Annotated in this window: 14 protein-coding genes; 10 read left to right on the forward strand and 4 right to left on the reverse strand. The window is 65.6% G+C overall.

Annotated elements, in window-relative coordinates:
* Positions 1-273: 273 nt before the first annotated feature.
* Together XI08_RS17290 and XI08_RS17295 are read left to right on the forward strand one after the other, a co-directional pair.
* The gene (locus tag XI08_RS17290; RefSeq protein ID WP_271575319.1) at positions 274-870 is read left to right on the forward strand and encodes a TetR/AcrR family transcriptional regulator; all 597 of its coding nucleotides are present in this window, start codon (positions 274-276) and stop codon (positions 868-870) included.
* 11 nt (positions 871-881) lie between these two features.
* The gene (locus XI08_RS17295; protein ID WP_011086851.1) at positions 882-1,349 is read left to right on the forward strand and encodes a PaaI family thioesterase; all 468 of its coding nucleotides are present in this window, start codon (positions 882-884) and stop codon (positions 1,347-1,349) included.
* Between the two features lie 119 nt (positions 1,350-1,468).
* Here XI08_RS17295 and rplI read toward each other — a convergent pair whose 3' ends face one another.
* The 4 genes from rplI to rpsF form a co-directional block, all read right to left on the reverse strand.
* Positions 1,469-2,074, reverse strand: coding sequence for a 50S ribosomal protein L9 (gene rplI, locus XI08_RS17300; RefSeq protein ID WP_271575320.1), 606 nt, complete (start codon positions 2,072-2,074; stop codon positions 1,469-1,471).
* 50 nt (positions 2,075-2,124) lie between these two features.
* Positions 2,125-3,102: a DUF2232 domain-containing protein gene (locus tag XI08_RS17305; protein WP_271575321.1), complete on the reverse strand. Its 978-nt coding sequence runs from the start codon at positions 3,100-3,102 to the stop codon at positions 2,125-2,127.
* A 130-nt stretch (positions 3,103-3,232) separates the two neighbouring features.
* Positions 3,233-3,472: a 30S ribosomal protein S18 gene (gene rpsR / locus XI08_RS17310; protein WP_007592020.1), complete on the reverse strand. Its 240-nt coding sequence runs from the start codon at positions 3,470-3,472 to the stop codon at positions 3,233-3,235.
* A 5-nt stretch (positions 3,473-3,477) separates the two neighbouring features.
* Positions 3,478-3,978 carry a 30S ribosomal protein S6 gene (gene rpsF / locus XI08_RS17315; RefSeq protein ID WP_027542989.1) on the reverse strand — a complete coding sequence of 167 codons (501 nt, stop codon included), beginning with the start codon at positions 3,976-3,978 and terminating at the stop codon, positions 3,478-3,480.
* A gap of 332 nt (positions 3,979-4,310) precedes the next feature.
* On the opposite strand from rpsF, the gene XI08_RS17320 reads away from it, so the two are divergent.
* From XI08_RS17320 to XI08_RS17355, 8 genes are all read left to right on the forward strand, one after another.
* Complete coding sequence (locus XI08_RS17320; protein WP_271575322.1) at positions 4,311-5,018, forward strand: TetR/AcrR family transcriptional regulator C-terminal domain-containing protein; 708 nt, start codon at positions 4,311-4,313, stop codon at positions 5,016-5,018.
* Between the two features lie 3 nt (positions 5,019-5,021).
* Positions 5,022-6,047 carry a fatty acid desaturase family protein gene (locus XI08_RS17325; RefSeq protein WP_271575323.1) on the forward strand — a complete coding sequence of 342 codons (1,026 nt, stop codon included), beginning with the start codon at positions 5,022-5,024 and terminating at the stop codon, positions 6,045-6,047.
* 172 nt (positions 6,048-6,219) lie between these two features.
* Entirely contained in the window at positions 6,220-7,179 is a 960-nt protein-coding gene (gene fabD, locus XI08_RS17330) for an ACP S-malonyltransferase (RefSeq protein WP_271575324.1), read from the forward strand.
* Between the two features lie 104 nt (positions 7,180-7,283).
* On the forward strand, positions 7,284-8,021 hold the full coding sequence (fabG, locus tag XI08_RS17335) for a 3-oxoacyl-[acyl-carrier-protein] reductase (RefSeq protein ID WP_027542985.1): 738 nt from the start codon (positions 7,284-7,286) through the stop codon (positions 8,019-8,021).
* 311 nt (positions 8,022-8,332) lie between these two features.
* A complete protein-coding gene (locus tag XI08_RS17340) occupies positions 8,333-8,572 on the forward strand; it encodes an acyl carrier protein (RefSeq protein WP_008130699.1) in 240 nt (79 codons plus the stop codon).
* A 108-nt stretch (positions 8,573-8,680) separates the two neighbouring features.
* The gene (fabF, locus tag XI08_RS17345; RefSeq protein WP_027542984.1) at positions 8,681-9,946 is read left to right on the forward strand and encodes a beta-ketoacyl-ACP synthase II; all 1,266 of its coding nucleotides are present in this window, start codon (positions 8,681-8,683) and stop codon (positions 9,944-9,946) included.
* A gap of 125 nt (positions 9,947-10,071) precedes the next feature.
* Positions 10,072-11,349 (forward strand): endolytic transglycosylase MltG, encoded by a 1,278-nt coding sequence (gene mltG / locus XI08_RS17350; protein WP_271575325.1) that lies wholly within the window; start codon positions 10,072-10,074, stop codon positions 11,347-11,349.
* Positions 11,350-11,465: 116 nt separating this feature from the next.
* Positions 11,466-12,353 (forward strand): YicC/YloC family endoribonuclease, encoded by an 888-nt coding sequence (locus tag XI08_RS17355; RefSeq protein WP_271575326.1) that lies wholly within the window; start codon positions 11,466-11,468, stop codon positions 12,351-12,353.

The raw sequence follows: 12,353 nt of genomic DNA on the forward strand, positions 1-12,353 counted from the left end.
GGTCGCGCCCAAGGCGGCGGAAGAGGCGGCTCCCAAGCCTGCCGCGCCTGCCGCAAGCTCCGAACCGGCGGCCAAGCCGCAGGAGGCGGCGCCGCCCGCGACCGCTGCGGCCCCGCCGCCGGCGGAGTCATCAGGACCGCCGGCGCCGCCGATTTCGCGCTAAGCCAACCCGCATTTTCGGATCGCGTTGCGAGGGCCGCGTTCATCGCGGCCTTCGCATCGTCTTGACCGCGACTAGAGCAGTGCTCTAGAGTAGCACTCTAGGAGGCGCCGATGCCGGCAAGCATGCGTGACGACCTGTTGGCGGCGGGGCTGTTCGTGTTCGACCGCGTCGGCTTCGAAGCTGCGACGGTGGCTGCGATCCGCGCCAAAGCGCGCACCTCCAACGGCAGCTTCTTTCATGTCTTCGGGTCGAAGAAGGAGCTGGCCGGCGCGTTGTTTCTGGAGGTGCTGCGGCAATATCATGCCGCAGTGCTGGCCGCGCTCGATCCCGTGCCTGACGCCGAACAGGGCATCGATCGCCTGATCCGGGCGCATCTCGACTGGGTCGTCTCGAGCCGGCGCGAGGCCCGCTATCTCTTCGAGATCTCGCGCAGCGAATGGGGCGAGGACATCCGCGACGCCCAGCGCGCACAGAATGCGCGCCTTGCCGAAGGCATCGAACGCTGGCGCACGCCGCTGGTTGCCGGCGGCGAGCTCCTGCCGATGACGCCGGTGACGTTCATCAGCCAGCTCATCGGCCCGGCGCAGATCTTCTGCCGCGCGTTCCTGTCGGGTCGCGATCGTGCCGATCCGCGGAGCGAGGCCGACACGCTGGTCGCCTGCGCCATCCGCGCGCTGCGGCCGCCCGATCGCATCAACAAACAATAGGGAGAGATGTCATGCGAGCCGAAGCAGATCCAGAATTTGCGGCCGTAGCCGAGCGCATCCACGCCAATGTCGGCCGCCAGGGCTTTATGAACCTCGTTGGCGCCGAGCTCTCGGAATTGTCGCGCGGCACCTGCACGATCGCGGTGGAGCGCCGGCCGGAGCTGCTTCAGCAGCACGGCTTTTTCCACGGCGGCGTCACCGCCTTTCTGGTCGACAACGCCACGACGATCGCGGCCGCCACCTCGCGCGGCCAGCCGGCGCTGACGGCGGAATACAAGCTCAATTTGTTGTCGCCTGCTGTCGGCGAGAAGCTGATCTGCCGGGCAAGGGTGATCAAGCCGGGGCGCCAGGTCTCCGTGGTCGCAGCCGACGTGTTCTGTGTCAGCGACGGTGTCGAGAAGCATACGGCAACAGCGCTCGCCTCGATCGCGATGCTGAGCGAGGACGTCGCCGCCAAAACGAAAAGCCCGGCCGCTTGAAGCGACCGGGCTGATCCAATCTCCACTGTCATTGCCGGGCTTGACCCGGCAATCCATCTTCTTGAGTAAAACTCTTTTGATGGATGCGCGGGTCAAGCCCGCGCATGACGAGTTGTTGCTTACTTCTCGGTCTCTTCCGCGGCCGGAGCCGGCTCGACGTCGTCGTGCTGGGCTTCCGGATCGAAGAATTCGCCGGCGGCGGCGATCGCCTCGGCGGCCGCATCGCGGTCCTCGTTGCGGGACGAGATGTCCTCGCCGCGGTTGATGCGCTCGGCCTCGTCCTGGCTGCGCGCAACCGTGACGGTGATCTCGACTTCGACCTCGGGGTGCACGGCGACCGTGATGGTGTGCTTGCCGATGGTCTTGATCGGTGCGTCGAGCTGGATCTGCGGGCGAGCGAGCGAGATGCCGTCGGCTTCGAACGCGACGACGATGTCACGGACGTTGACCGAGCCGAACAGCTGGCCGGCTTCCGAGGCCTGGCGGATCACGATGATGTTCTTGCCCTGGATCTTCTCGGCGACCTTGGACGCCTCGGCCTTGGACGCGAGGTTGCGGGCCTCGAGGTCGGCCTTCATGCCGTCGTACTTGGCGCGGTTGTCGGCGGTGGCGCGCAGCGCCTTGCCGCGCTTGAGCAGGAAATTGCGGGCATAGCCGTCGCGAACCTTCACGACTTCGCCCATCTGGCCGAGCTTGTTCACGCGTTCCAGCAAAATGACTTCCATATTCGTTCTCCTTTGAAGTACTCTGTGAGTTCGGGGTTTCAGGGTTGGACTTAAGGGGTCGGCAGCGGCGGCGGCTGGCGGCTGCGCAGGAAGCGCTCGCGGAAGCCGAACACGGCATCCGCAAGGCCCAGGATCACCATCGCGATGACAGGCCATCCGAACACGACGACGACGGCGTAGGTCGAGCCGAGCCAGAACGTGCGGCTCTTCAGCGCGAGCGTCAGCGTGTGCAGCACGGCAAAGCCGGTCAGCGCGTAACTCATCATCAGCGCCGCCGTGGTGATCTGCGCGATGATCGCGAGCAGCCCGCCGGTGAAGCAGAACGCGAGCGCGATGCAGAGCGCCACGAGCGTCATCGGCGGCAGCTCGGCCGTCATCAGATCCGGCCAGGGGCGGCGCAGCCGGCCCGACGTCGCCGTCACCTTGGCGCTGAGCCAGAGGTTGAGGGTCAGCGTCATCATTGCGACGATGGTGGCGGCGGCTGGCGCGATGCGCACCAGTGCGTCGACGAACTGGTCGGCTTCGCCGGAGGCTTGCGGATCCGTGGCGCGGAGGATGCGCATCAGGCCGCGCCGCAGCGTGCCCAGGATGGTGTCGGCGTCGGTGCCGAGCGTGAGCAGGGCGGCGATCGTGGTCAGTGTGGCGAAGCCCGCGATCCACAGCAGGATGCGGCCGACCGGAAACCACTCGAGCTCGGGCTCGGCCGGCGGCTCGGTGGCGGCGTCCGGCGTGACGTGTCCCACTTGCCGGCTGAGCAGGACGAGATGGCCGAGCCACCAGGCCGGCAGCGCGACGGTGACGGCGAACGCGATGCAGTAGGGCAGGCCGAACAGGGCGCCGAGGCCGATCGCAGCGGCGATGCCGCCAAGGCTCGCGCAAAGCGGTCCCCAGCCGATCGCGGCGACCATCAGCGGCAGCGGTGCGAGATAGAACAGGACGAGCGAGATCAGCGCGCCCGAGACGATCGAGGCGAACATCAGGGCCGACGCAGCGCCGGCGATCAGGGCTATCAGTCCAAAGGCCATCATCAGCTGTCCCGCTCCCTTCGAGCGGTTAGAGGCATCTTGCCCCAACCATCGGCGACCGGACGACCCGGAAGCCTTATGAGTTAAGATTAAGTCGCGGCCGGCGGCGATGTCGCCGCCGGCCGAATTCGTCTTAGCGAATGACGTAGGGCAGCAGGCCCAGGAAGCGCGCGCGCTTGATGGCGCGGGCGAGCTCACGCTGCTTCTTCGCGGACACCGCGGTGATGCGGCTCGGCACGATCTTGCCGCGCTCGGAGACGTAACGCATCAGCAGCTTGGAGTCCTTGTAGTCGATCTTCGGAGCATTGGCGCCCGTGAACGGGCAGCTCTTGCGACGACGGAAAAACGGACGGCGTGCACCAGCTTCAGCCATTGATCTTACTCCCCATCCGTCGTGGTTTCGGCTTCTTCGCGCGGACGGCGCGGACCGCGGTCACCGCGGAAGCCGCCACCGTCGCGATCGCCGCCACGGAAACCACCCTCGCGGTCGCCACGGAAGCCGCCTTCGCGCTCGCCACGGAAGCCGCCGCCACGGTCATCACGCTCGCGGTCACGGTCGGCCTTGCGCATCATCGCTGACGGGCCTTCCTCGAGTTCCTCGACGCGGACGCTGAGATAGCGGATCACGTCTTCGCTGATGCGCTCCTGGCGCTCGATCTCGGCGATCGCCGCGGACGGCGCGTCGATGTTGAGCAGCACGAAGTGCGCCTTGCGGTTCTTGTTCATCCGGTAGGTGAGGGAGCGAACGCCCCAGTTCTCGGTCTTGGTGATCTTGCCGCCGAGACCCTCGACGATGCCGGTCATCTGCGCAGTCAGCTCTTCGACCTGCTGCGGGCTCGCGTCTTGGCGCGCGAGAAAAACATGCTCGTAAAGAGGCATGGAAGTCCTTTCCTCATGTTAGCGCATCGCCCGGCGTCAAGCCCTTAAGAGACCTTCGGAAAGGACTCTGGGATTAAGCTCAGAAGGCGGAAACACGGGACGACGGGCCGACTGGCCCTGCCACACCAAAATCACGAATGATTTGTTGAGACCGTCCGTTCAGCTCCCGGCCGGGGTCTGCGGATGCGCGCCTTATACGGATTTTGACCGGCTTTGCAAGGTTGGAGGGCCAGGTTTCGGCCCTTGGCGCCCGTGTGGGGGACGACGGGGCGAGCCCCTCAGCTTGATTTATTTGTTTGTATGGCATACAAATAAATCAGCGGGAGGATCCAATGGCGGACAAATCTGCCCACGCCCCATCCGAAACGGCGGTCGGCGACCCCAGGCATGCGGCGCGCGCCACACGCTCGGCCGGCCGCAAAATGCGCTCGCTGCTGCTGGATGCGGCCAGCCCACTGTTCCGGGAGCGGGGGCTGTCGGGCGCCTCGATCACCGACATCGCGGCCGCCGCGGACGCATTTCCGAGCCAGATCACCTATTATTTCCGCACCAAGGAGGCGCTGTTCGTCGAATGCGCCTGCCGCGAGCTCCTGTATCTGGCCCGCGCGACCGAGCAGGCTGCGCTGAAGGCGCGCACGCCGCGGGACTACACCCATGCGCTCGCCGAGACGGTGACGGCGAGCGATTCGGTCGCCTTTTTCGCCGAAGCATTGACGCTGACGCGGCGTCGCCAGGATCTCGCGCCGCTGGTCGAGCGCACCATCGAGCGTCTGCACGCCGAGGGCGCGCGTGCCTATGCGAGCCAGGTCGCGCGCCATGGCTGGCGTTCCATGCGCGCGCCCGACGAGAGTTCGCGGCGGTTCTGGGCGGTCGCCATCGGCGTCATCCTCGAGGGCTATGCCATGGGCCGCTCGCCGGATGAGCTCTGCGCCGAGATGCTGCGCGTGCTTGGCGAGCAGGCGAAATCCGCCGGCGAGGCCGCGCGCCTGCGCCTCGTCGACGACCGCGACGCATCGACCACTTCGGATGAGGAGAGCTAGGCCATGACCGCGCTTCGCATGCGTGCCCGCGATTTCCTGACCGAGGACCAGCTCGTCGACGTGCGCCAGCGCGTAACCTGGAAGGGGGTCGCACTGATCGCGCATGCCTGGGCGCTGATCATCGGCGCGATCGCGCTGGTCGCGTGGTGGCCCAATCCGCTCACTTATATCTTCGCCGTCGCCATTATCGGCTCGCGCCAACTGGGCCTGTCGATCCTCATGCACGACGGCGCGCATGGTTGTCTCTCCGCCGACGAGAACACCAATTTGACGCTGAGCCAATGGTTCTGCGCTTATCCGGTTTTTGCGGAGACGCGCGCCTATCGCCGCTATCACTTGCAGCACCACGCGCGGACCCAGCAGGAGGACGATCCCGATCTCGTGCTGTCGGCGCCATTTCCGATCACGCAGCTGAGCTATCGCCGCAAGTTCATTCGCGACATCACCGGGCAGACCGGCTACCAGCAGCGCAAGGCGCAACTGCTCAACGCACTCGGCCCGCAGGACTGGCCGTGGCGGCAGCGCGCTGCGCATTTCTGGGAGAAGCTCGGCCCGCAATGCCTCGTCAATGCCGCACTGTTCGCAGCGCTTGCGGCGGCCGGCCTGTGGTGGGCCTATCCGCTGCTATGGCTGGTGCCGCTGCTGACCTGGATGATGGTCATCACCCGCATCCGCAACATCGCCGAGCATGCCATCGTCCCCGACAGCAGCGATCCCCTGCGCAACACCCGCACCACGCATGCCAATTTTCTCGAGCGTCTGTTCATCGCGCCGTATTACGTGAACTATCACCTTGAGCATCACCTCCTGTTCTACGTGCCCTGCTACAATCTGCCGAAGGTCCATCGCCTGCTCAGCGAGAGCCGGCATGCCGGCCGCATGGAAGTGCAGCCGAACTACGCCGCCGTGCTGCGGCTCGCCACCGCCAGGCCGAACCGTGACGACCGGCCGGGGCAATTGGCCAGCAGCGCGCGCCGCGCGCGGGCTGGCGCCGAGGTCGGCGCAGACCAGAAGGCGGGCGGGTTTTAAGGGGCGCATCCCCAATTGGATGCCGGTCGAGGTTCCCATCTTGGCTTGACATTGCAGGCCCGGACGGTGTCTACGGCCCCCTTTGACGCACGATCCGGAACCATGGCCCAAGGCCGCGCGTAATCGGCTGCCGGTTCTCGCAGGGATCGTGCTCGACAAGCAGGGAGCGCCGATGACGGCAGCATTCACATTTCCGGGGCAGGGATCCCAGGCGGTTGGCATGGGCAAGGCCCTGGCCGACGCCTTCCCGTTGGCGCGCGCCGTATTCGACGAGGTCGATGCAGCGCTTGGGGAGAAGTTGACGGCCATCATCTGGGATGGCCCGGCCGAAACCCTCCAGCTGACCGAAAACGCCCAGCCGGCGCTTATGGCGGTTTCCGTTGCCACCCTGCGGGTGCTCGAGGCTGAAGCCGGTTTTTCCGTAGGACGGGACGCGGCCTTTGTCGCCGGCCATTCGCTTGGTGAATATTCGGCGCTGGCCGCAGCCGGCAGCCTGACGGTTTCCGACACCGCGCGGCTGCTTCGCACCCGCGGTCTCGCAATGCAAAAAGCCGTGCCGGTCGGCGCCGGCGCGATGGCCGCGCTGCTCGGTCTCGATTACGAGGCCGCCATGGAGGTCGCCAATGAGGCGGCGCAGGGGCAGGTCTGCCAGGCCGCCAACGACAATGGCGGCGGGCAGGTGGTCGTCTCCGGCGACAAGGCGGCGGTCGATCGCGCCGTCGAGATCGCCAAGACCAAGGGGGCCAAGCGCGCGATGCTGCTGCCGGTGTCCGCACCCTTCCACTGCAAGCTGATGCAGCCGGCTGCCGACGCCATGGCGGAGGCGCTGGCCAAGGTCACGATCAAGGCCCCGGCAGCTCCGCTGGTGTCGAACGTGCTGGCAACCGCCATCACCGATCCCGACGAGATCCGCCGCCGCCTGGTCGAGCAGGTCACCGGAACGGTGCGCTGGCGCGAGTCGGTTGCCTATATGGCAGGGCAGGGCGTGACCCGTTTCTTCGAGATCGGCGCCGGCAAGGTGCTGACGGGTCTCGTCAAGCGTATCGCCGACGGCGCCGTCGGTGTCGCCGTGGGCGGGCCGAACGACATTGCGGCGGCCAAGGATGCACTGGCCGCTGCGAAGCAGGCCTGAAGCGCGATTGATACGTCATCGCGCCTTGGTTCTTTAAGTTTGCGCACGATCTTTCCGGAAAACCGCTGCGCACTTTTCCGGATCGTGCTTTGAAGGAGTTATCGATGTTCGATCTGACTGGCAAAAAGGCGCTCGTCACCGGCGCGACCGGCGGCATCGGCGGCGCAATCGCGCAGGCGCTGCACGCGCAGGGCGCCACGGTCGCGATATCAGGGACGCGGAAGGAAGTGCTGGATGAGCTTGCCGGCAAGCTCGGCGAGCGCACCTTCGTGCTGCCCTGCAATCTGTCCAAGGCCGACGAGGTCGAGGCGCTGGTGCCCGCCGCGGAAGCCGCGATGGGCCAGGTCGACATCCTCGTCGCCAATGCCGGCATCACCCGCGACAATCTCTTCGTGCAGCTTCGCGACGAGGATTGGGAGGAGGTCATCAACGTCAATTTGACCGCGACCTTCCGCCTGGCGCGCGCCGCCACCAAATTGATGATGCGCAAGCGCTTCGGCCGCATCATCGCCATCACCTCGGTGGTCGGCGTCACCGGCAATCCCGGGCAGGGCAACTACACCGCGTCGAAGGCAGGCTTGATCGGCATGATCAAGACGCTGGGTGCCGAATACGCCAAGCGCGGCGTCACCGCCAACTGCATCGCGCCCGGCTTCATCAAGACGCCGATGACGGACGCGCTCAATGACAAGCAGCGCGAGACGATTCTGACAAAGGTTCCGGCAGCCCGGCTGGGGACGCCCGAGGACATTGCGGCCGCCGCCGTCTACCTGAGCTCAAACGAAGCGGCCTACGTCACCGGGCAAACCATCCATGTCAACGGCGGCATGGCCATGATCTGAAGCCCTCGTTCCGTACCGCCCACATGGCGGTGCGGGATGCGGCAAACGGCCGTTTCCGGTGCGAAATGAGGCTTGTAGTCAAGGCAATTGAAGTATGGTAACCGGACCTTCAACGGATGGGCAAAGAACGCCATTGCAGGTTTTTGAAACCCTGTATATTGGCGATGCGGAGCCTTGGCCGTCGTTCGCCGGGCCCTGCATCGGTTAGGATGGGGCCAAATCAAAGTTCGTAAGCGAAGGCAGTCAACGACCACGACGGCTCGTATCGTCCCGGGGGGTCGGGTCTACAGGGAACAACACGAGGTTATGCAATGAGTGACATTGGCGAGCGGGTTAAGAAGATCGTGGTCGAACACCTTGGTGTTGAACCCGAGAAGGTTGTCGACGCCGCGAGCTTCATCGACGACCTCGGCGCCGACAGTCTGGACACCGTCGAGCTGGTGATGGCGTTCGAAGAAGAATTCGGTTGCGAGATTCCGGACGACGCCGCGGAAACGATTCTCACCGTCGGCGACGCCACGAAGTTTCTCGAGAAGAACGCGAAGAGCTAACGCTCTTCTTTTTCGCGGGGACAACATTGAAACCGGACGGGCCGCTTCGCAGCGGTCAGCCGGTTTCTTGTTATTGGCCGTGAGTCTTTCGATGCGGAGTTTTCGGATATGAGGCGGGTTGTCGTCACGGGTCTCGGCATGGTCTCGCCACTCGGCTGTGGCGTCGAGCCGACCTGGAAACGCATCCTCAACGGCGAAAGTGGTGCGCGCAGGATCGAGAGCTTCGATGTCTCCGATCTTCAGACCAAGATCGCCTGCACGGTGGTGCGCGGCGACGGGTCGAACGACACCTTCAATCCCGACAAGTGGATGGAGCCGAAGGACCAGCGCAAGGTCGACGACTTCATCATCTTCGGCATGGCCGCGGCCGGCCAGGCGCTCGACGATGCCAACTGGCATCCCGAAACCGAAGAGGACAAATGCGCGACCGGCACCATGATCGGTTCCGGTATCGGCGGCCTCAACGGCATCGCGGAAACCGCCATCCTGCTGAAGGAGCGCGGTCCGCGCCGGGTGTCGCCTTTCTTCATTCCGGGCCGCCTGATCAATCTCGCCTCGGGCTATGTCTCGATCGCGCACGGGCTGAAGGGGCCGAACCATTCGGTGGTCACGGCCTGCTCGACCGGGGCACATGCGGTCGGCGATGCCGCCCGCCTGATTGCGCTGGGCGATGCCGATGTCATGGTCGCCGGCGGCGCCGAGTCGCCGATCAGCCGTATCGGCATTGCCGGCTTCAACGCCGCGCGCGCGCTCTCGACCGGCTTCAACGAGACACCCGAGAAGGCCTCGCGTCCCTACGACAAGGATCGCGACGGCTTCGTGATGGGCGAGGGCGCCGGCGTCCTCGTCCTGGAAGAGCTCGAGCACGCCAGGCGCCGCGGCGCCAGGATCTATGCCGAAGTGATCGGCTATGGCCTGTCGGGCGATGCGTATCACATCACCTCGCCGTCGCCCGACGGCGATGGCGGCTTCCGCAGCATGGCGGCAGCGCTGAAGCGCGCCGGCCTCACGGCAGCCGATCTCGACTACATCAACGCGCACGGCACCTCGACGCCGCTCGGTGACGAGATCGAGCTCGGTGCGGTCGAGCGTCTGCTCGGCAATGCCGCCTCCAAGGTCGCGATGTCCTCGACCAAATCGTCGACCGGCCATCTGCTCGGCGCGGCCGGTGCGATCGAGGCGATCTTCGCCATTCTCGCGATTCGCGATAATGTCGTGCCGCCGACCATCAACCTCGACAACCCGTCGGTCGAAACTGCGATCGATCTCGTGCCGCACGCGGCGAAGAAGCGAGAGGTCAACGTAGCGTTGTCGAATTCTTTTGGTTTTGGCGGTACCAATGCGTCGGTGATCGTCCGCCGTTTGGTCAATTAGTTTGTGTTTGAAGCGAATCCACCGTTTTGCCGTATTCGGCGATAGTCATGGTAGTGGGCGCGTGCATTTGGCAGGGCAAACGATTGTCAGGCCGCGGTTGAACCGGCAGGATTCAGGTTGCTTCGATGAGTGAAAGGCCGCCCATTTCGCCCCGGAGTCCGCGGGCAGCGCTCGAGCCCGAGCAGGTCCCGCCGCCGCCGAAGCGATCGGACCGCGCGCGCAATCCCTTTGTGATCGTCGGCAACGCCATCATCACGCTCCTCCTGATCTCCATGATCGGTGCGGGCGCCGTGTATTACTACGGCCGGCAGGTGCTCGAAACGGCGGGTCCGCTCAAGGAAGACAAGATCGTCAATATCCCGCAGCGCGCCGGCAAGCGCGACATCGCCGAGACGCTGAACCGGGAAGGCGTGACCGACGTCAATCCCTGGGTGTTCATTGCAAGCGTGGCCGCGCTGAAGGCGAGTTCGGACCTCAAGCCGGGTGAGTATTCGTTCCAGAAGAACGCGTCCTTGCGCGACGTCATCGCCACCATCGTCGAGGGCAAGGTGGTGCAGCATGCGGTCACGATTCCCGAAGGCCTGACCTCCGAGCAGATCGTGGCACGGCTCTCCGACAACGATATCTTCACCGGCAGCGTGCGCGAGCTGCCGCGCGAGGGCACGCTCTTGCCCGAGACCTACAAGTTCCCGCGGGGCACCACGCGCGAGCAGGTGGTCCAGCGCATGCAGCAGGCGCACAAGCGCGTGCTGGCCGAGATCTGGGAGCGTCGCAACCAGGACATTCCGGTCAAGACTCCGGAGCAACTGGTGACGCTGGCCTCGATCGTCGAGAAGGAGACCGGCAAGCCCGACGAGCGCAGCCGCGTCGCCGCCGTGTTCACTAATCGGTTGAAGCAGAGGATCAAGCTGCAGTCCGATCCGACCATCATCTACGGTCTCGTCGGCGGCAAGGGGACGCTGGGCCGCCCGATCAAGCGCAGCGAGATCACGCAGCCCTCGCCCTACAACACCTATGTGATCGAGGGCCTGCCGCCGGGCCCGATCGCCAACCCCGGCCGCGCCTCGCTGGAAGCCGCCGCCAATCCGGCCCGCACCCGCGACCTGTTCTTCGTCGCCGACGGCACCGGCGGGCATGCCTTCACCGAGACCTACGACGCGCACCAGAAAAACGTCGCCAAGCTGCGCGCGATGGAGAAGCAGATCCAGAACGACACGGTCGAGCCGGCCGAGGACGCGCAGCCGCCGGCGGCCGCGGCGCCCGGCGCTGTCGACACGCCGACCGCGACGACACCGGCACGGCCGAACCAGCAGAAGAAGCCGCCGGCTGCTCCTCGCCCCGCCAATCCCGCTCCTGCCCGGCAGGGCGCGGTGCAGCCCTCGCCGCCGGTGGTCCAGCGCTAGGCCGCGCGCAGACCTGCCTACGGGACTTTGCGGATTCCACTTTCCGGCAAAATAGTCTTAAGATTCGCGTGCCTTGATGGCCTCGCGAATCCTGTGTTTCTGGAGAATTTGACCTGATGGCGCTGTCGTCCATGACCGGCTTTGCCCGAAGCCACGGCGCTAGCGGGCCGTACACGTTCGAATGGGAATTGAAGTCGGTCAACGCCAAGGGCTTTGATCTCAGGGTGCGGTTGCCGCAGGGGTTTGACGAGCTCGAGGCCCATGCCAAGAAGCGCGCGGGCGAGCTTTTGTCGCGCGGCACCGTCTACGCCAATCTCACCGTCAAGCGCACCAATGCCGCCGCCACGGTCCGCGTCAACGAGGACGTGCTCAACGCCGTCCTCAGGGCCGCCACGGTGATCGCCGGCAAGGTCGATGCGGTGGCGCCGAGCGTCGACGGCCTCCTTGCCATCAAGGGCGTCGTCGAGGTCGCCGAGCCCGAGGGCGACGAGGAGGAGGACAAGGCGGCGCGCACTGCTGTGGCCGAAGCCTTCGACAAGGCGCTTGCCGATCTCGTCGAGATGCGCAAGCGCGAGGGCACTTCGCTTGGGCAGATCCTGACCCAGCGGGTGGACGAGGTCGAGCAACTGGCGAAGAAGGCCGAGGCCGCGCCCGGCCGCAAGCCGGAGGCGATCAAGGCGAGGCTCGCCGAGCAGATCGCTGCGCTGCTGGACACCTCCGACCGTTTCGATTCCGACCGCCTGATGCAGGAGGCGATCCTGATCGCGACCAGAGCCGACATCCGCGAGGAGCTCGACCGCATCGCCTCGCACATCGCGCAGGCGCGCGAGCTGATCGGCAAGGGCGGCCCGATCGGGCGCAAGCTCGATTTCCTGGCGCAGGAGTTTCACCGCGAGGTCAACACCTGCTGCTCGAAGTCGAACGACATCGAGCTCACCAATACGGGGCTCGCCATGAAGAACGTGGTCGAGCAATTTCGCGAGCAGGTCCAGAATCTGGAGTGA

The organism is Bradyrhizobium sp. CCBAU 11361, from assembly GCF_028128935.1.
In the GTDB taxonomy this organism is placed as follows: domain Bacteria; phylum Pseudomonadota; class Alphaproteobacteria; order Rhizobiales; family Xanthobacteraceae; genus Bradyrhizobium; species Bradyrhizobium niftali.

Coding starts and splice junctions, on each gene's coding strand:
- XI08_RS17290 (WP_271575319.1), top strand. CDS start 274: ATGCCGGCAAGCATGCGTGACGACCTGTTGGCGGCGGGGCTGTTCGTG.
- XI08_RS17295 (WP_011086851.1), top strand. CDS start 882: ATGCGAGCCGAAGCAGATCCAGAATTTGCGGCCGTAGCCGAGCGCATC.
- rplI (WP_271575320.1), bottom strand. CDS start 2,074: ATGGAAGTCATTTTGCTGGAACGCGTGAACAAGCTCGGCCAGATGGGC.
- XI08_RS17305 (WP_271575321.1), bottom strand. CDS start 3,102: ATGATGGCCTTTGGACTGATAGCCCTGATCGCCGGCGCTGCGTCGGCC.
- rpsR (WP_007592020.1), bottom strand. CDS start 3,472: ATGGCTGAAGCTGGTGCACGCCGTCCGTTTTTCCGTCGTCGCAAGAGC.
- rpsF (WP_027542989.1), bottom strand. CDS start 3,978: ATGCCTCTTTACGAGCATGTTTTTCTCGCGCGCCAAGACGCGAGCCCG.
- XI08_RS17320 (WP_271575322.1), top strand. CDS start 4,311: ATGGCGGACAAATCTGCCCACGCCCCATCCGAAACGGCGGTCGGCGAC.
- XI08_RS17325 (WP_271575323.1), top strand. CDS start 5,022: ATGACCGCGCTTCGCATGCGTGCCCGCGATTTCCTGACCGAGGACCAG.
- fabD (WP_271575324.1), top strand. CDS start 6,220: ATGACGGCAGCATTCACATTTCCGGGGCAGGGATCCCAGGCGGTTGGC.
- fabG (WP_027542985.1), top strand. CDS start 7,284: ATGTTCGATCTGACTGGCAAAAAGGCGCTCGTCACCGGCGCGACCGGC.
- XI08_RS17340 (WP_008130699.1), top strand. CDS start 8,333: ATGAGTGACATTGGCGAGCGGGTTAAGAAGATCGTGGTCGAACACCTT.
- fabF (WP_027542984.1), top strand. CDS start 8,681: ATGAGGCGGGTTGTCGTCACGGGTCTCGGCATGGTCTCGCCACTCGGC.
- mltG (WP_271575325.1), top strand. CDS start 10,072: ATGAGTGAAAGGCCGCCCATTTCGCCCCGGAGTCCGCGGGCAGCGCTC.
- XI08_RS17355 (WP_271575326.1), top strand. CDS start 11,466: ATGGCGCTGTCGTCCATGACCGGCTTTGCCCGAAGCCACGGCGCTAGC.